Origin of the sequence: Micromonospora sp. ANENR4, from assembly GCF_015354395.1 — a bacterium.
Classification (GTDB): domain Bacteria; phylum Actinomycetota; class Actinomycetes; order Mycobacteriales; family Micromonosporaceae; genus Micromonospora; species Micromonospora aurantiaca.
In genome coordinates this window covers 1-19,418 of record NZ_JADKYQ010000029.1, presented here as the reverse complement: position 1 = coordinate 19,418, position 19,418 = coordinate 1, and the positions used below count along the sequence as shown (strand labels likewise).

Annotated in this window: 18 protein-coding genes and 1 pseudogene; 9 read left to right on the top strand and 10 right to left on the bottom strand. The window is 73.7% G+C overall.

Translation table 11 applies throughout. The features are described from left to right. Positions 1 to 73: 73 nt before the first annotated feature. The 5 genes and pseudogenes from IRY44_RS30130 to IRY44_RS30110 form a co-directional block, all read right to left on the bottom strand. Positions 74 to 940: a CPBP family intramembrane glutamic endopeptidase gene (locus IRY44_RS30130; protein ID WP_194803518.1), complete on the bottom strand. Its 867-nt coding sequence runs from the start codon at positions 938 to 940 to the stop codon at positions 74 to 76. A gap of 44 nt (positions 941 to 984) precedes the next feature. Then, positions 985 to 1,329, bottom strand: a pseudogene (locus IRY44_RS30125) (DUF3140 domain-containing protein); the annotation flags it as partial. Next, positions 1,316 to 1,534 (bottom strand): DUF2945 domain-containing protein, encoded by a 219-nt coding sequence (locus IRY44_RS30120; protein WP_030503817.1) that lies wholly within the window; start codon positions 1,532 to 1,534, stop codon positions 1,316 to 1,318. The pseudogene IRY44_RS30125 and the gene IRY44_RS30120, both read right to left, overlap by 14 nt. Before the next feature lie 41 nt (positions 1,535 to 1,575). Next, on the bottom strand, positions 1,576 to 2,127 hold the full coding sequence (locus IRY44_RS30115; protein ID WP_194803516.1) for a Uma2 family endonuclease: 552 nt from the start codon (positions 2,125 to 2,127) through the stop codon (positions 1,576 to 1,578). 107 nt (positions 2,128 to 2,234) lie between these two features. After that, on the bottom strand, positions 2,235 to 3,038 hold the full coding sequence (locus IRY44_RS30110) for a class I SAM-dependent methyltransferase (RefSeq protein WP_194803515.1): 804 nt from the start codon (positions 3,036 to 3,038) through the stop codon (positions 2,235 to 2,237). A 312-nt stretch (positions 3,039 to 3,350) separates the two neighbouring features. Between IRY44_RS30110 and rpsA the strand changes: the two genes are divergently transcribed. Further along, the gene (rpsA, locus tag IRY44_RS30105) at positions 3,351 to 4,877 is read left to right on the top strand and encodes a 30S ribosomal protein S1 (protein WP_047893869.1); all 1,527 of its coding nucleotides are present in this window, start codon (positions 3,351 to 3,353) and stop codon (positions 4,875 to 4,877) included. 161 nt (positions 4,878 to 5,038) lie between these two features. Further along, the gene (coaE, locus tag IRY44_RS30100) at positions 5,039 to 6,217 is read left to right on the top strand and encodes a dephospho-CoA kinase (RefSeq protein WP_194803514.1); all 1,179 of its coding nucleotides are present in this window, start codon (positions 5,039 to 5,041) and stop codon (positions 6,215 to 6,217) included. Between the two features lie 25 nt (positions 6,218 to 6,242). On the opposite strand, the gene IRY44_RS30095 is transcribed toward coaE, so the two are convergent. Then, positions 6,243 to 7,781, bottom strand: a complete 1,539-nt coding sequence (locus IRY44_RS30095; RefSeq protein WP_228533100.1) for a hypothetical protein — start codon at positions 7,779 to 7,781, stop codon at positions 6,243 to 6,245. Between the two features lie 383 nt (positions 7,782 to 8,164). On the opposite strand from IRY44_RS30095, the gene uvrB reads away from it, so the two are divergent. The 4 genes from uvrB to IRY44_RS30075 all read left to right on the top strand — a co-directional run bounded on the left by uvrB (position 8,165) and on the right by IRY44_RS30075 (position 12,512). Beyond that, positions 8,165 to 10,270 (top strand): excinuclease ABC subunit UvrB, encoded by a 2,106-nt coding sequence (uvrB, locus tag IRY44_RS30090; RefSeq protein ID WP_187690918.1) that lies wholly within the window; start codon positions 8,165 to 8,167, stop codon positions 10,268 to 10,270. Positions 10,271 to 10,295: 25 nt separating this feature from the next. After that, entirely contained in the window at positions 10,296 to 11,132 is an 837-nt protein-coding gene (locus IRY44_RS30085; RefSeq protein ID WP_194803513.1) for a helix-turn-helix domain-containing protein, read from the top strand. 25 nt (positions 11,133 to 11,157) lie between these two features. Continuing rightward, entirely contained in the window at positions 11,158 to 11,526 is a 369-nt protein-coding gene (locus IRY44_RS30080) for a VOC family protein (protein ID WP_194803512.1), read from the top strand. A gap of 86 nt (positions 11,527 to 11,612) precedes the next feature. Continuing rightward, a complete protein-coding gene (locus tag IRY44_RS30075) occupies positions 11,613 to 12,512 on the top strand; it encodes a DUF5753 domain-containing protein (RefSeq protein WP_194803511.1) in 900 nt (299 codons plus the stop codon). Between the two features lie 102 nt (positions 12,513 to 12,614). Here the strand turns inward: IRY44_RS30075 and IRY44_RS30070 are convergent, their stop codons facing one another. Beyond that, the gene (locus IRY44_RS30070) at positions 12,615 to 12,908 is read right to left on the bottom strand and encodes an antibiotic biosynthesis monooxygenase (protein ID WP_013287496.1); all 294 of its coding nucleotides are present in this window, start codon (positions 12,906 to 12,908) and stop codon (positions 12,615 to 12,617) included. A gap of 390 nt (positions 12,909 to 13,298) precedes the next feature. Between IRY44_RS30070 and IRY44_RS30065 the strand changes: the two genes are divergently transcribed. Then, positions 13,299 to 14,297 (top strand): TerC family protein, encoded by a 999-nt coding sequence (locus IRY44_RS30065; RefSeq protein ID WP_194803519.1) that lies wholly within the window; start codon positions 13,299 to 13,301, stop codon positions 14,295 to 14,297. 57 nt (positions 14,298 to 14,354) lie between these two features. On the opposite strand, the gene IRY44_RS30060 is transcribed toward IRY44_RS30065, so the two are convergent. Together IRY44_RS30060 and IRY44_RS30055 are read right to left on the bottom strand one after the other, a co-directional pair. Next, positions 14,355 to 15,416, bottom strand: a complete 1,062-nt coding sequence (locus IRY44_RS30060) for an NlpC/P60 family protein (RefSeq protein ID WP_194803510.1) — start codon at positions 15,414 to 15,416, stop codon at positions 14,355 to 14,357. A 57-nt stretch (positions 15,417 to 15,473) separates the two neighbouring features. Then, positions 15,474 to 16,571 carry a mandelate racemase/muconate lactonizing enzyme family protein gene (locus IRY44_RS30055; protein ID WP_194803509.1) on the bottom strand — a complete coding sequence of 366 codons (1,098 nt, stop codon included), beginning with the start codon at positions 16,569 to 16,571 and terminating at the stop codon, positions 15,474 to 15,476. A gap of 44 nt (positions 16,572 to 16,615) precedes the next feature. Here IRY44_RS30055 and IRY44_RS30050 point away from each other — a divergent pair, with 44 nt between their 5' ends. Beyond that, on the top strand, positions 16,616 to 17,413 hold the full coding sequence (locus tag IRY44_RS30050; protein WP_194803508.1) for a tyrosine-protein phosphatase: 798 nt from the start codon (positions 16,616 to 16,618) through the stop codon (positions 17,411 to 17,413). A 5-nt stretch (positions 17,414 to 17,418) separates the two neighbouring features. Here the strand turns inward: IRY44_RS30050 and IRY44_RS30045 are convergent, their stop codons facing one another. Next, entirely contained in the window at positions 17,419 to 18,285 is an 867-nt protein-coding gene (locus IRY44_RS30045; protein ID WP_194803507.1) for a serine hydrolase, read from the bottom strand. Positions 18,286 to 18,357: 72 nt separating this feature from the next. On the opposite strand from IRY44_RS30045, the gene IRY44_RS30040 reads away from it, so the two are divergent. After that, positions 18,358 to 19,023: a class I SAM-dependent methyltransferase gene (locus IRY44_RS30040; RefSeq protein ID WP_194803506.1), complete on the top strand. Its 666-nt coding sequence runs from the start codon at positions 18,358 to 18,360 to the stop codon at positions 19,021 to 19,023. Positions 19,024 to 19,418 lie beyond the last annotated feature (395 nt).

Here is a 19,418-nt window from a genome sequence, read left to right as displayed (position 1 = left end):
GCCCGTTCGGGGACACAAACGCCTTGATCACCGCGAAGAGGCGACCCGGGAGGAGGCGGGGCGCGGCGGCCGGTCAGAGACCGAGCAGAACGGGCATCGCGTTGACCGCGCCGTGCACCACGAGCAGCGGCCACATCCGGCGGTACCGGGACCACAGGTAGCCGAGGAACAGCCCGATCACGCCGTGGTTGACGACCACCGACGCCAGGTCGACGGCGGGCCGGCCGCTGCCCTGGATGGCCACATGCCAGGCCGCCCACACCAGCGACGCGAGCACGATCGCCGGCCACCGGCCGAGCAGGGACTCCCACCGGGTCTGCAGCCAGCGCCGGTAGAAGACCTCCTCCAGCAGCGCGTTCACCGCGAAAGCCACAAGCAGCGTGACGACCAGCTCGACCGGCGTGACGGTCCGCCCCCAGTCGCTCGCCGGCACGGACAGCGGCGTCGCGTAGCTGAGCACCAGCCACACCGCCACCGGCAGCGCCGGACCCCACCGGTGGGCGGTGTCCGCCGGGGCCGGCCCCGGCCGCCACCGGGGCGGCCGGCGGCGCGCGGCCAGGAACACCACCATCGGTACGCCGAGCAGCAGCGCGAGCTTCACCAGCGTGTACGCGGGTTCGCCGCCGAGCAGCGGCATGACGGCGGCGAACGCGATCCCGGCCAGCAGCAGCGGCACCGCCTCGCGGTACGGCGCGACCGGGTCGGGCCACCTCGGGTCGGGCGCGGGCGGGATCAGGCGGATCAGTGCGATCCCGGCCAGCGCCGGGATCCAGCGGCTCCACATCGGTACGGTGCCGTCGTGGTCGGCGCTGTATCGGATGCCGGTGTTCCCGGTCGCCACCAGGAGAAGCGCCGCGACGGCGATCAGGCCGAGGCCCGCCAGGAGGACCACACGTCCGGCGCGGGGATGACGGCCTGCGGTCGAGATGTCTGTCGTCATCGCCGGCACGGTACCAACGCGACGCGAACGGACCGGGCGGCTCAGCCCTTGAGCGGGTCGTGCCCCCAGTTCATCAGCGACCAGCGCCACCTGGTGTCCCGCACGTCCCCGGACGGGCGCTGGGCGAGGTGGCGGTGGACGTACCCGATCACCTTGCGCATGTGCTTGTAGTCGGCGGCGGTCAGGTCGGCGCGCTTGCGGCGCAGCAGGTCGACGATGCGCCGGCCGGAGTCGTGCCCGACCGACTCGCCGCCCTGGGTGCCCTTCTTGTGCCAGCCGACGTGCTTGGACTCCTCGGTCTCCAGCCAGCGGGTCAGCTCACCGGGCTTCATGTTCACCGCGTCGGTGAACTCCCGGTACGTCTGCTGCGGGTCTTCAGCGCGACTCATGGCGCAGCACCTCCGGGCGGTGGGCCACGTCGCGGCCCGAGTCGTCGTTGGTGATCCGGTACTGCGGCTGCTCCGGCGAGGCGTTCACGGTGTGCCCGCGGACGTGGGTGCGCTCGGTCAGCTTCTCCTTGACGACGCCGTACGCCCGGCCGCTGTGGCTGGCCCAGGAGACGTGGTCGCCGGCGCGGAACTCCTTCTCGGCCATGCCGCCCGCTTACCCGCGGCCGACACCGAGTAACGGTGTGGTCAGGGCCGGATCTCGGCGATCGGCAGCTTGATCGCGAAGGGCTCGGACAGCTCGATCACCTCGCTGCTGCCGTCCACCAGCTCGTACTGCCGCTCGCCGCCCGGACCGATCCGGTCACCGAGGCGGTACGCGTAGAGGTGCACCGGATCCTGCTCGATCCGCCAGTAGAACGGGATCCCGGCGGCGGCGTACTCGCCCGGCTTGGCGAACCGGTCGACCCGCCGGGTGCCGGGGGAGACGATCTCGACGGCCAGGACGACGTCCGCCGGTCGCAGGAGGGACCTGTCGCTCGGCAGCCCGGCGTGGTGGAGCAGGACGTCCGGTTGCCGGCTGGTGTTGGGGCTGAGTCCGACCCTGATGGCCTGGGCGACCCGCAGCCCGGCCGGAGCGTGTGACCGCAGCCAGAGGCTGAGCAGGAGGGAGATGTCCTGGTGGCCCAGGGTGGGGGAGGGTGTCACCTGGAAGACTCCGTCGACGAGTTCGACGCGGGGGGCGTCGTCCGGCAGGGTGAGCAGATCCTCCAGCGTGTAGTCCGCACGCTGCTGCCGCATCGGGTCCGGACACCAGGGGCCAGGTGATGTCGGAATGGGCACGGCGCTCATGCGGCGAGCGTACCGCCGGGTGCCGGAGCTCGTGTCGCACCGGACGTGCGACGCGCTCAGCCCGTCGGCTTCTCCGCGACGAAGATCGCGGTGCCGGGGAACAGCCGGCCGCGCAGCGGGCTCCACTGGCCCCAGATCCCCTCGTGCCCGGCCGGCCACTCCGGCTCCACCAGGTCCAGCAGGCGGAACCCGGCGCCGACCAGCTCCCGGATCCGGTCGCCGAGGGTGCGGTGCTGCTCGACGTACGTGGCCACGCCGTGCTCGTCCTGCTCGACGTAGGGGGAGCGGTCGAAGTACGAGTGCACTGCGGTCAGCCCGCCCTCGCCCGGGTCGTCCAGGAAGATCCAGCGCATCGGGTGGGTGACCGAGAAGACCCACCGGCCGCCGGGCCGCAGCACCCGGGCCACCTCGCGCATCGCCGCCGCCGAGTCGTCCACGAACGGGATCGCGCCGAACGCGGTGCAGACGGTGTCGAACGCGGCGTCGGCGAACGGCAGGGCGAGCGCGTCGGCCTGCACCAGCGGCACACGTACCCCGGTGCGCCCGGCGGCCTCGGCGGCGTGCCGCAACATGCCGGCGGACAGGTCCAGCGCGACCGGCCGGGCGCCCTGGGCGGCGAGCCAGCGGGCGGCGGCGGCCGCCCCGGCGCCGAGTTCGAGGATCCGCCGGCCGGCGACGTCGCCGAGCAGCCGGACGTCGGCCTCGCGCAGCCCTTCCGGGCACCAGACGAAGTCGGCGTCGCCGAGGAACGCGCCGTGCTCGGCCTGGTACGCGTCGGCGTCGGTGTCCCACCATCCGCGGTTCGCGCGGCGGATCTCCCCGGCGTCGACCCGTCGGCGGGTCACCCTGTCGTCGTCCACGGGTTCACGCTAGGTCCGGCGGTGCGGACCGGGTGCGGTGGGGTGGTGGCTGGGGCGGATGTGACGGACGAGACAGCTGTGGCACCTTACCGCGCAAAATCTCCGCTTTCGCAGCGGATGAGTTCGCACGGACCCGGGAGGGCTTGCACGCTGTGGTAATGCAGCGGGTAGGCTAGACGATGCGCTCGCGGATCGTGTGCCTCGGCAGGGAGCAGGTGCGCGGTCACCGGAGCCACTAATGATCTTCTCGCGTCGATCGTTCGGTGTGCCCGGCGACGGATCCGTTGGCGCGGCAGAGTCACCGCGACACCCATGCCCGCTGTGACAACCCATCCGACCGGAGCAACCGCCCACATGACGAGCAGCATCGAGGCCACCTCGAGCGCCAACAAGGTCACCCACGACGACCTCGGCTCTGAGGAAGCTTTCCTCGCCGCGATCGACGAGACCATCAAGTACTTCAACGACGGCGACATTGTCGAAGGCACCGTCGTCAAGGTCGATCGGGACGAGGTCCTGCTCGACATCGGCTACAAGACCGAGGGTGTCATCCCCTCTCGGGAGTTGTCGATCAAGCACGACGTGGACCCGGCCGAGGTCGTTTCGGTGGGTGACCACATCGAGGCCCTCGTCCTCCAGAAGGAGGACAAGGAGGGTCGGCTGATCCTCTCCAAGAAGCGGGCGCAGTACGAGCGGGCCTGGGGCACGATCGAGAAGATCAAGGACGAGGACGGCGTCGTCCGCGGCTCGGTCATCGAGGTCGTCAAGGGTGGTCTCATCCTCGACATCGGCCTGCGCGGCTTCCTGCCCGCGTCGCTCGTCGAGATGCGGCGTGTGCGTGACCTGCAGCCGTACGTCGGCCGCGAGCTCGAAGCCAAGATCATCGAGCTGGACAAGAACCGCAACAACGTGGTCCTGTCCCGCCGTGCCTGGCTGGAGCAGACGCAGTCCGAGGTGCGCACCGAGTTCCTCAACAAGCTCCAGAAGGGGCAGGTCCGCAAGGGCGTCGTCTCCTCGATCGTCAACTTCGGCGCGTTCGTCGACCTGGGCGGCGTGGACGGCCTCGTGCACGTCTCCGAGCTGTCCTGGAAGCACATCGACCACCCGTCCGAGGTCGTCGAGGTGGGCCAGGAGGTCGAGGTCGAGGTCCTGGACGTCGACCTGGACCGCGAGCGGGTCTCGCTGTCGCTGAAGGCGACGCAGGAGGACCCGTGGCGTCAGTTCGCCCGCACCCACGCGATCCAGCAGATCGTGCCGGGTAAGGTCACCAAGCTGGTGCCGTTCGGTGCGTTCGTCCGGGTGGACGACGGCATTGAGGGCCTGGTCCACATCTCCGAGCTGGCCGAGCGCCACGTGGAGATCCCGGAGCAGGTCGTGCAGGTCGGCTCCGAGGTCATGGTCAAGGTCATCGACATCGACCTGGAGCGCCGCCGGATCTCGCTGTCGCTCAAGCAGGCCAACGAGGGCTTCGTCGAGGGCGAGGAGCACTTCGACCCGACCCTCTACGGCATGGCCGCGACGTACGACGACCAGGGCAACTACATCTACCCGGAGGGCTTCGACCCGGAGACGGGCGAGTGGCTCGAGGGCTACGACAAGCAGCGCGAGACCTGGGAGCAGCAGTACGCCGAGGCGCGTCAGCGCTGGGAGGCCCACACCAAGCAGGTGCAGACCTCCCGCGCCGCCGACGCCGAGGCCGCCGCCAACCCGGCTCCGGCCACCACCGGCACCACCACCTCGACCTCGGCCCCGAGCCGTCAGGCCGAGGAGCCGGCCGGCACGCTCGCGACCGACGAGGCGCTCGCCGCGCTGCGGGAGAAGCTCGCCGGCGGCAAGTGACCGGACGCTGATGCCTGTTCGTCCCACCGGACGGACCGGCGACTGCCTCTGACGACGGGCCCCGTCCCCGCGTTCCGCACCAGCGGAGCGCCGGGGGCGGGGCCCGCGTCGTGCGCCCGGCGGGTTTGGCATGCGGACTTCGGATCCGGTTGACTGTCCGGGTGCTGAAGGTGGGGCTGACCGGCGGAATCGGATCGGGCAAGAGCGCGGTGGCGAGCCGGCTCGCCACCCTGGGCGCGGTGATCGTCGACTCGGACCGCATCGCCCGGGAGATCGTCGCGCCCGGCACCGACGGGCTGGCCGAGGTGGTCGCCGCCTTCTCCGAAAAGGTTCTGGACGCCGACGGGGCGCTGGACCGGGCCGCCCTCGGCGCGGTCGTCTTCGGCGACGAGGCGGCCCGCCGCACGCTCGAAGGGATCACCCACCCCCGGGTACGCGCGCGCAGCGCCGAACTGGTCGCCGCCGCCCGCGCCGACGCGATCGTCGTCAACGACGTACCGCTGCTGGTCGAGGTGGGACTCGCGCCGACGTACCACCTGGTGGTCGTGGTGCAGACGGCCGTGCCGACCCGGATGGCCCGGCTGACCCGCGACCGGGGGATGGCCCCGGCGGAGGCGCAGCGGCGCATCGCCGCGCAGGCCGACGACGCGACCCGCCGCGCGGTCGCCGACGTGCTGCTGACGAACGACGGCACGCTCACCGATCTGCACGCCGCCGTGGACACCCTCTGGCGGGACCGTCTGCTGCCCTACGAGCGCAACGTCCGCGAACGCCGTGCCGTCCCACCCGACCCGGCGGCCCTCGCCGGGCCGGACCCGACCTGGCCCGAGCAGTACGCCCGGCTGGCCGCCCGGATTCGCCACGCCGCCGGCGGTGACATCCGGGTCGACCACGTCGGCTCCACCGCCGTGCCGGGGCTCGCCGCGCCGGACGTGATCGACATCCAGGTGACGGTGCCCTCCCTGGACGAGGCGGACGGGCCGCTCGCGCAGCGGCTGGCCGAGGCGGGTTTCCCGCGGCTGCCGGGCGAGTGGTGGGACGCACCGCGGCAGCCGGAGCCGGTGCGCTGGCCCAAGCGGCTGCACGGCGGAGCGGACCCGGCACGTCCGGTGCGCCTGCACCTGCGGGAGGCCGGTTCGCCCGGCTGGCGGTACGCGCTGCTGATGCGCGACCACCTGCGCGCCGACCCGGCACGGCGGGCCGACTACCTGCAGGTGAAGAGGGAACTGGCGGCTGCGGCGCCGGAGCACGTCACGTGGGGCACGGTGACCGATCCCTGGTTCGACGAGGAGCACCTGCGCGCCGAGGAGTGGGCCGGGCAGACCGGCTGGCGGCCCTGACCGGGCGGTAGGGATCGGGCCGGGCTCAGCGCGGCGCCGAGGCCGCCGATCCGCCGCTGCCCGCCGCCCGACCGGGCGTGAGGTCGAGCCGGATCCACACGCCCGACCCGGCCCGCAGCTCCATCCGGTGCGGCAGGCCGCCCCGGTCCAGCCACAGGCGGCGGCCGCCCGGCAGCTCGAACACGTCGACGGCCCGGTCGCCCAGCCGGTCCTCCCGGATCCGGACGGCGGTCCCGTCGGGCGCGCGCCGGGCCGCCCGCAGCGCCGCGTCGAGCAGCCGGTCCAGGTCGTCGCCGGGCGGCCGCGCGGGGGCGGCGAGCAGCGCGGCCGGCGTCGGTGCCGGTGGCGTCGCGGGCCCGTCGGGGGACCGCTGCACCTCGGCCACCCGTCCCGGCCGGGCCCATCGCAGGGTGCGCCGGCCGCTGCCCTCCTCGATCACCGCGAGGTACGCCGACGGGCTCGTCCAGTTCACCGTTCCGGTGGCCCACAGGTTGTCCGACGGGCCGAGCGGCGCGGCCACCGTCACCGTCGCGCCGCCGACTGCCCGGAGCCGGGCGGGCAGCGCGGCCAGCCGGGCGACCTCGTCGTCGGTGAGTGCCCGGGGCTGGCCGGGCCGCCCGCCGAGCGCGTCCACCGGGTGCAGCGTGGGCCGGTCGGCGCGGGTCAGGTCCACGGTGACGGGCGTGCCGTCGGCCAGCCGGCCGGTGAGCCGGTGCAGCCGGGCGTCCGCGTCCACCCACAGCGTGGGCAGTGGGTCACCGAGTGACGCGAGGGGCGCCTGGAGCACGTCCACCGGGACGCCGCCCACCTGGTCGCCGCGTAGCCACCGGCCGTCGGTGGCGGGTGGATCGACCCGGTCGGCGCCGAGCCCGATCAGCAGGTCGCGTACCGCGCCCAGGCCGTGCCCGCCGGTCGGGGAACGCATCCGCCACCGGTCCGCCGGCGGCACCAGCGGCGGCCGGGCCGGGGTGGGGAGCGCGCCCGGGTCGGGCCGTACCAGCAGCGCGGACGCGGTGGCCTGCACCAGGCCCCGGTCGTCGCCCGCGCCCGGGCCGCCGACGTCCAGGTAGACCAGGGGGCGGGCCCAGTCGACCCAGCCGACCAGTTCGGTACGGGCACCGTCGGCGCCGACCGTGACCCGGACACCGGCGCGTACGTCGCGCAGGTTGGTGACCCGCAGCGCGGCCACCCGGTCCGCCTCGGCGGCGGTCAGGGCACGTGTCGCCGGGGCGTCGTCGGTGCGGCCGGGCACCCAGGACGGCAGGGCGGCGACGAGCGTCGCGGCGGAGATCGCGGCTGCGGCCACGAGCGCGGCGAGGGCGATCCGGCGCCGGTCCGGCCCGTCCGGCGGGTCGTCGGCGCCGTCCAGTTCCGGGTCGCCGTCCGGCCGGGTGGTGAGCGGGGGACGGCGGCCGTCGAAGAGGCCGGCCCGGCGGCGCCGGCCGGCCACGGTGGCGGGCCGGGTCGGTGTGCTGGTGCGGCCGCGCCGGTGGCCGCGACCCGGTTCCCGGGGTACGGCCTGGTCGCCGTCGCCCCGCGCGGAGAGCCGGTGGGGGCGGCTCACGCCGCGCTGGCGGCCCGGCTCGTCGGCGGGCGGGGGCGTGCCGGTGTCGGGCTCACGTCGCGGCCGGCGCTCGGGAGAGGTCCCCACGAGTGGAGAACGCGAGAGCGGGGTTTCGGTGACGAGCAGGGGCGCTCGCGGCGGCCGGTCAGCGCTGCGCGCGACCACCGTCGGCGCGCACGCCGGTCGTCCCGGGTGCTGCGGCCCTGGCGCCGGGGGCGACCGGCCCGCGTGGGGCGATCACCGGCCCGGTCGGCCGCCGCGAGCGGCCTACGGTACGAGGGTAGACCGGTGAGATGAGCCACACAATGGGAATATCGAAGCCGATCAGGGACGGTCCGTGGTCGTGGCCGGAAGTGTCGGACCCCGGGCGTACGGTGGGTGTCATGGCGCTCGACATTCCCCGGCTCGACGGCCGCTTCCAGGTCGTCAGTGAGTTCCAGCCGGCCGGTGACCAGCCGGCTGCCATCGACGAGCTTGAGCGTCGCGTGCGGCGCGGCGACCGCAACACGGTGCTGCTCGGCGCGACCGGCACGGGCAAGAGCGCCACCACGGCGTGGCTGGTCGAGCGGCTCCAGCGGCCGACCCTGGTGCTCGCCCCCAACAAGACCCTCGCGGCCCAGCTGGCGAAGGAGTTCGGCGAGCTGCTGCCGCAGAACGCCGTCGAATACTTCGTCTCCTACTACGACTACTACCAGCCCGAGGCGTACATCCCGCAGACCGACACGTACATCGAGAAGGACTCCTCGATCAACGAGGAGGTCGAGCGGCTGCGGCACTCGGCCACCATGTCGCTGCTCACCCGGCGGGACGTCATCGTCGTCGCCACCGTCTCGGCGATCTACGGCCTGGGTACGCCGGAGGAATACCTCGACCGGGCCGTGCGCGTCAAGGTCGGGCAGGAGCTGGACCGCGACCAGCTGCTGCGCCGGCTGGTCGACATCCAGTACACGCGCAACGACATGGCCTTCCAGCGCGGCACCTTCCGGGTCCGCGGCGACACGCTGGAGATCATCCCGGCGTACGAGGAGCTGGCGGTCCGGATCGAGCTGTTCGGTGACGAGATCGAGAAGCTCTACTACCTGAACCCGCTGACCGGTGACGTGGTCCGCGAGGTCGACAGCCTGATGATCTTCCCGGCCACGCACTACGCCGCCGGTCCGGAGCGGATGGAACGGGCGATCCGCGACATCGAGGCCGAGCTGGGTGAGCGGCTGGCCGAGCTGGAACGGCAGGGCAAGCTGCTGGAGGCCCAGCGGCTGCGCATGCGCACCACCTACGACATCGAGATGATGCGCCAGGTGGGGTTCTGCTCCGGCATCGAGAACTACTCCATGCACATCGACGGCCGGCTGCCCGGCAGCCCGCCGCACTGCCTGCTCGACTACTTCCCTGACGACTTCCTCACCGTGGTCGACGAGTCGCACGTGACGATCCCGCAGATCGGCGGCATGTACGAGGGCGACGCCTCCCGTAAGCGGATGCTCATCGACCACGGCTTCCGGCTCCCCAGCGCCGCCGACAACCGGCCGCTGCGCTTCGACGAGTTCCTGGAGCGGGTGGGTCAGATGGTCTTCCTCTCCGCCACCCCCGGCCCGTGGGAGCTGGAGCAGGCGCAGGGCGAGTTCGTCGAGCAGGTGATCCGGCCCACCGGCCTGATCGACCCCGAGGTGGTGGTCAAGCCGACGAAGGGGCAGATCGACGACCTCATGCACGAGATCAAGCTGCGGACCGAGCGGGACGAGCGGGTGCTCGTCACCACGCTCACCAAGAAGATGGCCGAAGACCTCTCCGACTACCTGCTGGAGAACGGCATCCGGGTGCGCTACCTGCACTCCGAGGTGGACACGCTGCGCCGGGTCGAGCTGCTGCGCGAGCTGCGCAAGGGCGACTACGACGTGCTCGTCGGGATCAACCTGCTCCGGGAGGGTCTCGACCTGCCCGAGGTGTCGCTGGTGGCGATCCTCGACGCCGACAAGGAGGGCTTCCTGCGCAGCGGCCGGTCGCTGATCCAGACCATCGGCCGCGCGGCCCGTAACGTCTCCGGCCAGGTCCACATGTACGCCGACAAGATCACGCCGTCGATGGCGGACGCGATCGACGAGACCAACCGGCGCCGGGCCAAGCAGATCGCGCACAACGAGGCGAACGGCATCAAGCCGGAGCCGCTGCGCAAGAAGATCCACGACATCCTCGACGACATCTACCGCGAGGCGGAGGACACCGAGAACAGCAACGTCGGCGGTGCCGTGCGGCAGCTGTCCCGGGGCAAGGCTCCGGTCAAGGAGACCCGCAGCCGCCGGGGCGCCGCGGCCACCCCGTCGCGGGAGGGGATGGCCCGGGCCGACCTGGCCAACCTCATCCAGGAGCTCAACGACCAGATGCTCGCTGCCGCGCGGGAGCTGCAGTTCGAGCTGGCCGCGCGGATCCGCGACGAGGTCGCCGACCTCAAGAAGGAGCTACGCGGGATGGACGCCGCAGGGGTCCGGTGACCGGCGCGACGGCCGGGGCGGCGCGATGCTGACCGAGGCCGTCGTCGGGCGCCCCGACCCGCGGCTGCGCCGGTGGGTGGACAGCTACCTCGGCTACCGCGAGGACGTGCCCGTCCCACTGGTACGCCGGGAGGTCGCGGGCGCCTTCGTGGTGCTGATCCTCGGCTGGGGCGACCCTCTCGGCGTGACCGACCCGCGTGCCCCCGGTGAGGGCGGGTCCGCCACCAACGCCTTCCTGGCCGGCCCGTTCGACGGCTGGTGCGCCACCCGGACGGCCGGGACCGGCACCGGGGTGCAGGTGCTGCTGACCGCCCCGGCGGCCCGCCGCCTGCTCGGGCTGCCGCTGGCCGAGCTGGCCAACCGGGTGGTGCCGCTCGACGCGGTGGCGGGCTGGCTGGCCCGGCTGCGCGACGAGCTGGCCGGCGAGCCGGGCTGGCCGGAACGCTTCGCCCGGCTCGACGCGGCAGTGGCCGCGCGGCTGGCGGCGACCGCGCCGGTGGACCCGCACCTGCTGGCGGCCTTTCGGCGTCTGGACGGCAGCGGGGGAGCGGTCGGCGTGGCCGCGCTCGCCGGGGAGCTGGGCTGGTCCCGCCGTCACCTATCGGTCCGGTTCCGGCGGGAGTTCGGCCTGCCGCCGAAGACGGTCGCCCGCCTGCTGCGTTTCGAGCGGGCGTACGCGAGCCTGGGCCGCACGCTGCTCACCGCGGACGCCGCCGTGCCGGACGACGCCGGGTGGGCGGAGCGGGCCGCCCGGTGGGGCTACTACGACCAGTCGCACCTGATCCGGGAGTTCCGCGAGTTCGCCGGCGCCACCCCGGCCGCGCTGACCGGGCCCGGATCGCATTCGTCCAATCCGGCCTGACCGCTCCGGCGGCAGACTGACCGCCATGCGAAGCATCTATCCGGTCCTGCGGTATCCCGACGTGCGAGCCGCAGCCGACTTCCTCTGTTCCGCGTTCGGCTTCACCGTGCGCGAGGCCCACGAACTGCCCGACGGCACGGTCGGCCACGCCGAGCTGGCGTACGGCGACGACCTGGTGATGCTCGGCCCGGGGCCGGCGCCGCGGTCCCGGCCGGCCGACGACGACTACCGGGTCTACGTGGCGCTCGACGACGTCGACGCGCACCACGAGCGTGCCCGGTCGGCCGGCGCGGAGATCGTCCGGGCGCCGTTCGACACCGACTACGGCTCCCGTGACTACGCCGCCCGCGACCTCGCCGGGTTGGTCTGGTCGTTCGGCACCTACCGGCCCTGAGCGCCGCCGCCGGCCTGGTTGCGCTGTGTGGGCGAGGTATTGCCGAGCGTGACGGCGATGCGTACGCTCCCTCCCGGGAGGCGTGCATGCCGTTGTCAGCAAGTCCTGTGGTCCGGAGGGCGCGGCTCGGTGTGGAGCTGCGCCGGCTGCGTCGTCGCGAGTCGCTCACGCTCGAACAGGTCTGCACCCGGCTGGGCTGGGCGTCCACGTCGAAGCTGTCCCGCATCGAGCTGGGGCAGAGCCGGCCCGACCTGGCCGACGTGCTCGACCTGCTCGACGTCTACGCGGTGCCGCCGCCGCAGCGCGACGAGCTGATCGTCATCGCCCGCGACGCGGCCACCGGCCGGGGCTGGTCCAAGGCGCTCGGCGAGATGGGGGAGCGCCAGCGGGCGTACGCCGAGCTGGAGGCGGGCGCGGAACGCATCGTGGAGTACCAGTGCGTGCTCGTACCCGGCCTGCTCCAGACCCCGGCGTACGCCCGGCTGCGCGTGGCGGCCGGCGCGGCGCTGACCGGCGAGGTGGACGTGGAGGCCGACGTGCGCGCCCGCGTCGCACGCCAGGAACTGCTGATCCGGCCGGACCCGCCGCACTACACCGCCCTCGTCGACGAGCGCGTCTGCGACCCGGACGGCCTGCCCGCCGACGTGTGGCGCGACCAGATGCGGCACCTGCTCGCGCTCGCCGAACGGCCCCGCGTCAGCGTCCGGGTGCTGCGGTCCGCGGCGTCCAGCGGCGACGGGCCGCACCCGCTGGCGCCGTTCTCGTACTACGCCTACCCCGACCCGGACGACCCGCGCACCGTGCTGGTGGAGACGCTCACCACCGACCTGCGGCTGGTCGCCGAGGCGGACGTGGCCCACTACGAGCGGGTCATCGAGCGGCTGCTGGCGGCGGCGCTGCCGGCGGACGCCTCCGCCGAGCTGGTCGCCCGGCGGCTCGGCGCGGCGCCGGTGCCCCGGCCGCGCGATCCGCACGAGCTGGAGTGAGCCCTCGCTGTCGGTGCGGCGCGACCACCGGGCCCGGCGCCCCCGATGCCCGTCGGGACCGGTGGCCGCGCAGCGCGCAGGCTACGGCACGGGTACGACAGTTCAGGCCGGCACGTCGATGAAGTGCTCGACCAGCGGCGGGCCGGCGAAGTGCGGGCCGATCAGTCCTCGCCACTGCGCGAACCGCTCGGTCTGGCGGAAGTTCACGTCGTGCGCCTCCACCGAGTCCCACTCGACGAGCAGCACGAACCGGGTGGGCGACTCCACGCCCCGGGTCATCCGCACGGAGCGGCAGCCTTCGGCGCCGGCGAGGATCGGCCGCGCCTGCGCGTAGGCGGCGGCGAACTCGTCCTCGTGTCCGGGCGTGACATCGATCAGCGCGACCTCAAGAACCATGCAGGCAGCCTGCCATGCCGGCCCGCGGCCGGTGCGTCCCGGGTGACGTCCCGGCGCGCCCCGCCAGGGGGACGACTAGCCTCCTAGGACGCCCTGCGCGACGTGAGCCGCAGCACGTCGAGAGATCGATGGGCGGCCCGGAGATGCGCCACCCGGGTGCGATGGTGAACAATGGCGGCCGAGGAGGGGAGTATTCCCCCGCGACGGAGTCGTCAGCACGGAAGAGCGCCGGCACCCCCGGTGGCCCGACCCGGCTCCGCCGGTCGGAACCCGGCACCCGGGCTCCGGCGGAAGAGACCTCCGACAGTCACCCCTGTCAGCGTCGACGCACCCCGGCACCGCACCCGGCGTACGGTGTGCCCGACGCAGCGTGTCTGCCGGAGGATGGATTTGAACGTGTCCGCATTGGTGTGGGCGGTAACGCTGATCGCGATGATCGCGGTCCTGCTCGCCGACCTGTTCATCATCGGCCGGCGGCCGCACGAGCCGAGCGTCCGGGAGTCCAGCCTGTGGGTGGGCTTCTACGTCGGCCTGGCGCTGATCTTCGGCGTGGTGCTCTGGCTGACCGCGGGTGGCCGCGTCGCAGGCGAGTTCTACACCGGCTGGCTCACCGAGTACAGCCTCTCGGTGGACAACCTCTTCGTCTTCGTGATCATCATGGCCCGGTTCGGGGTGCCCCGGCAGTACCAGCAGAAGGTGCTGCTCGTCGGCATCATCCTGGCGCTGATCATGCGGGGTGGCTTCATCGCGGCGGGCGCGGCGCTGATCTCCCAGTTCTCCTGGGTGTTCTACATCTTCGGCGCGTTCCTCATCTACACCGCTGTGAACCTGGCCCGGCAGGGCGAGCCGGACGAGGACGAGTTCAGCGAGAACCTGCTGATCCGGTGGAGCCGCAAGGCACTCCCGCTGTCCCGTGACTACGACGGCGCGCGGATGACCACCCACGAGCACGGGCGGCGCCTGTTCACCCCGATGCTCATCGTGATGATCGCGATCGGCACCACCGACCTGATCTTCGCGCTGGACTCGATCCCGGCGATCTTCGGCATCACCCAGGAGCCGTACCTGGTCTTCACCGCGAACGTGTTCGCGCTGATGGGGCTGCGGCAGCTCTACTTCCTGCTCGGCGGCCTGCTGGACCGGCTCATCTACCTCAGCTACGGCCTCGCCGTGGTGCTCGGCTTCATCGGCGTGAAGCTGGTGCTGGAGGCGCTGGCCGAGAACAACCTGCCGTTCATCAACGGCGGCGAGCACGTGGCGTGGGCCCCGCACATCCCGATCTGGCTGTCGCTGACGGTCATCCTCGGCACCCTGGGTGTGGCCACCGCCGCCAGCCTGGCGAAGTCGTCGCGGGACCGGCGCCGGGAACTGGCCCAGGCCCGCCGCTGACCCGTCCGTCCCGTCCGGGGCGCTCCCGTGCCGGGGCGCCCCGCGGCGTGTCAGCGGTCAGACGCGGTGGGCGCCGACGAGAGTGGCGGTCCGGTCGGCCGGCAGCTCCTCCTCGATCACCCGGCGGGTCAGGTAGCAGGCGTGCAGCATCCGGCGCCGGCCGCCGCGCGGCTCGGCCGACACGATCCCGACGTGGTGGATGCGCCGGCCGGGCCGGGCGAAGAAGTAGAGGTCGCCGGGGCGTTCGGCGTCCAGCGGCACCCGCGAGGTCGCCGCCGCCTGGTCGTCGGCGTCGCGGGGGAGCGTGATCCCGTACCGTCGCCAGGCCAGGTGCACCAGCCCGGAGCAGTCGATGCCGTCGGTGGACATGCCGCCCCAGACGTAGACGAGGTCGCGCAGCCGTTCGGCGACCGCGAGCACCTGCTCGGCCTCGGGACGCTCGGCGGGCAGCGGCACCAGGTCGTCCTCCGGGGCCCAGAGCGGGTCGGGCCGCCCGGGTACGCGGACCGGGCGTCTGCCGTTCACCGCCGGCCCGGCCGGGGTGAGCCGGGTGCCGAGGACCACGCCGGTGAGCGCGGCGCCGCCGCCGGGCTCGGCACGCAACGCGGTGCGGGCCACGTCGACCGTCAGCGGACCGTCGGCCGCCGGGCCGGAACCGGCCGGCCTGGGACCGGCCGGACCGGTGCCGACCGCTGCCGGTCCGGCCGAAGCGGGGCCCGATCGCGCCGTGCCGGACGCGGCGGGGCCGGCCGGAGCGGGGCCGGCGGGGACGCTGCCGGACGGGACGGTGTCGGCCGGGTCGGCGTCGGCCAGGTGGGCGGCCCGCAGCCAGCCCGGGTAGCCGTCGGCGCCGAGCTTCGCCGCGGGCTGGCCCAGCGCCACCACCCGCACCCAGCCGTCCGGCCGGGACTCGGTGACGCGCACCGGCTCGCCGAGCAGCAGCTGGGTCAGGACGCAGTCACCGACGAGCTGGTCGCGGTCCATGCCGGCGATCCAGGCGGCGACGTCGGGCGAGCCGGCGAGGGCGGGGCAGTCGATCGGGCGTACCGCCTCGGGAGCGGTCCACAGGGTCGCCACCGGTACCCGTACGACGGCCCGGCGGCCGGGCTGAGGTGCCACGCGTACCCCTCTCTCCGGTGGTCGTCCGGGCGACCATATGAAAAATTCTGACGTTGCTCAACTACGTGTCTGAATTTTAGCTTCACGCAGGCCGGTGACCCCCAGGCCCGGAGCGTCCGGCAGCAGCACGCTCGCGCCCTCGTACCGGATGCCCCCGGTGACCGGCGACCAGGCCAGCCACCAGGCGGCGTCGAGGTCCGACACGGCGGTGGTGCCGGACGCGGCGACCAGGCTGGCCGCGGCGCCGACCCCCACCGGGCCCTCCATCATCGAACCGACGATGGTGCCCATGCCGTGCGCGGCGGCCAGGTCGAGCAGCGTGCGGGCCGGTTGCAGGCCGCCGCACTTGGCCAGCTTCACGTTGACCATGTCGGCGGCGCGCCGCCGGATCACCTCGACCAGGTCGCGCACGTCGAAGACGGACTCGTCGGCCAGGATCGGCAGGTCCACCCGGTCGCTGACCCAGGCCAGCCCGTCCAGGTCGCGGCGGTGCACCGGCTGCTCGACCAGCTCCACGTCGAGCCCCGCGTCCTCGATCGCGCGGATCACCCGCACCGCCTCCCGGGGCGTCCAGCCCTGGTTGGCGTCCAGCCGGATCCGCACGTCCGGCCCGACCGCGGCCCGCACCGCCCGGACCCGGTCCAGGTCGCCGCGGGCGTCGGTGCCGACCTTGAGCTTGAGCACGCCGAACCCCTCGGCGCCGCGCCGCGCCGCCGTCGCCGCCAGGTCGACCGCGTCACCGGCGGCCAGCGTGACGTCGGTCGGCACGCGCAGCGCCGTGCCACCGAGCAGACGCACCAGGGGTACGCCGAGCCGCCGCGCGGCCAGGTCGTGCAGCGCCACGTCGAGCGCCGCCTTCGCCGACTCGTTTCCCACCACGGCACGGCGCACCAGCACGCCTGCTGCCTGGAGGTCGTCGGCGTCGCGGCCGATCAGCAGCGGCGCGAGCAGTTCGCGTACGCACGCCTCGGCACCCGCCACCGACGCGCCGGTGACCTGCCAGACCTGCGGCGCCTCCCCGAAACCGGACCGGCCGTCGCCGTCGACCACCTCCACCACCAGCGTGTCCACTGTGGTGGTACGGCGCAGCGCGGTGACGAACGGGGTGTGTAAGGGGGCCGACAGACGGTGGGTGCGTACTGCGGCGATCGTCATGTGGGGCACCCTATAGCCAACTGGCGGCGAGCAGGGGAGGGCCGATGGCCGGGCGGGAATGGGAGCTGGTGGGCGCGCCGAACGCGCGTGACCTGGGTGGACTGCCGACGAGCGACGGGCGGCGGGTACGGGCGGGGCGGCTCATCCGCACACCCGCGCTGGGCCGGCTCACCGACGAGGACCTGCCGGTGCTGGGCAAGCTCGGCCCGGCCTGCGTGGTGGACCTGCGCGACGTCCACGAGCAGGCGGTGGCCCCGCCGGACCGGCTGGTGGGCGAGCCCCGCACCGTGCACCTGCCGGTCTACGACGCGGCGCACCCGGTGTTCACGTACGTCTCGGCGGTGCTGCAGGGCCACGACCTGGACGCGTACGCGGCGCTGGCCCGCGAGGGCATGCCGGGGGCGATGACGGCGATCTACCGCTGGTTCGTCACCGGGGAGTCGGCACGGACCGGGTTCGGCGCGGCGGTGCGGCTCGCCGCCGAGGGCGCGAACCTGCCGCTGCTGTTCCACTGCTCGGCCGGCAAGGACCGCACCGGCTGGCTGTCGGTGGTGCTGCTGACCGCGCTGGGCGTGGAGGACGAGGCGATCCGCGCCGACTACCTCGTGCACAACGAGTTGACCGAGAGCCTGCGCGAAGTGCTGCTGTCCGCGATGATCCAGCGCCGGCCGGACCTGGACCCGGCGGTGGCCCGGCCGCTGCTGGAGGTGCGCCCGGAATACCTGGACGCCGCCTACGACGAGGTGCGCCGCGCGCACGGCTCGTTCGACGCGTACCTGCGCGACGGTCTGGGGGTGACCGACGCGCACCGCGCCGCGCTGCGCGAGCGGCTGCTGGAGTAGCCGGGTCAGCCGGCCAGGTCGTGCCGCGCGGCCCAGACCCGCTCGGAGACGTGCGCGATCAGCCGGCAGGCGTCATCCTCGACCTCGTCGCCGTCCGCGCCGCCGTCGGCCAGCTCGGTGGTGGTGCAGACGACGATCGTGTACGGCGGCGAGTCGTCCGGGAACACCACGCCCGCGCCGTGGCGTACGCCGCGTACCCAGCCGTTCTTGTGCGCGATCCGGGTGCCGTCGGGCAGCCCGGCGGCCAGGTCCTCGCGGTGTTCCTGCGCGACGAGCACGGCGAGCATGGCGGCGCAGCCGGCCGGCGAGGCGAGCGGGCCGGGCCGGGACGCGCCGAGCGCCAGCTCACCGAGCAGGGCGGCCAGGTCGGCGGCGGTGACCAGGTTGTCGATGCCGGAGTCGCGGGCGGCGAAGTCCTCGATGCCGCGGCCGGTGACGCTGTGCCGCGCACCGGCGAGCGCCCACGCCTGCGCCACGGCGGGCAGCCCCACCTGGCCGATGCAGATGTTGGTGGCGAGGTTGCTGGACCGGACGATCATCCGTTCGGCGAGCCAGCGCAGCGGCGCCTCACCGCCGACGCGGTCCCAGACCGCCTCGTCGTTGTCGTAGTCGCGGTCGTTCGCGAACCGGGGCGCGCCGGGCAGCGCGGAGTCGAACGAGTTGCGCACCGGCACCGGCGCGTCCAGGTCGAGCCGGCCGGCCTCGGCGGCGCGGAACAGCGCAACCAGCACGGCGAGCTTCATGGTGCTCGCCGCGTAGTGGGTGGCGTCGGCCCGCCGCGTCCACGCCGGCCGCGCGCCGGGGCGGCCCACGTACGCGGAGACGGTGCCGGGCACCCGGTCCAGGTGTGCGTCGAGGTCCTCCCAGGTCATGACCGCACCGTAGCGGATCTTCGTGGCGTACGCGGGGCAGCGGCGGGCCCGGTGCGGGGCTAGCGTGCGGAGATGACGACCCCGTTGTACGACGACATCGCCGACTGGTACGAGGAGTACGCCAGCGAGACCTCGTCGGTCTACATGGACCGGGTCCGGTCGGTGCTGGCCGACCTGCTGGGCGAAGGCCCCGGCCGCTGCGTGGACCTGTGCTGCGGCACCGGGGCGCACGCGGCCGAGCTGAAGCGTCTCGGGTGGACACCGGTGGGGGTGGACCTGTCCGGCGGGCAGTTACGCCACGCCCGCGCCCGGCTGCCGGTGGCCCGGGCCGACGCGACCGCGTTGCCACTCGCCACCGGCGCCGTACCGGCGGTGGTCTGCGTGCTCGCGCACACCGACATGCCGGACTATCCGGCGGCGGTCGCCGAGGCGGCGCGGGTGCTGGCACCCGGCGGCCGGCTGGTGCACGTCGGCGTGCACCCGTGTTTCGTGGGTGCGTTCGCCGACCGGTCCGAGCCGGAGCGGATCGTGATCGATGGCGGGTACGCCTCGCGGGAGCACACGGTCCGCTCGTGGAACTCGGTCGGGGTCCGCGCCCGGGTGGGCGCCTGGCACCTGCCCCTGGCCGGGTTGTTGAACGCCGTGGCGGCCACCGACCTGCGGCTGACCCGGGTGGTCGAGTCCGGCTCCGGTCCGGTCCCCGACGTGCTGGCCCTGGAGGCCACCAAGCCCCGCTGACCCCGCCGCCGTGACGCGTCTCGCGTCCGTGGCGCGGTGTGGGCCCGTGACGCCGTCCCGCGTCCGGTCGCGCGGTGTCCGGCCCGTGGCGCGTCTCGCCGTCTCGCATCTGTCGCGCAGCCTCGCGCCCGTCGCCACGCTCGACCGTCGGCGGGGAGGTTCCGCTGCCGCTACGCCCTCGCAGTAGCCCGGCTATCCACTCCCGCCTTTCACCTCGCTCCCGCCCCGTCCCCACCGGCCGCCCTCGTCGCCGCCCGGTCCCGAGTGTCGGGATCCCGCGTCCGCACAACGAGACGCGCGGAGATCTTGGAAGGAAAGCGCCCCTATGGGGGCCATTTCGTACCAAGATCTGCCGCTCACCCCGTCGATCATGAGGTTGGCGGCGGAATTGATCT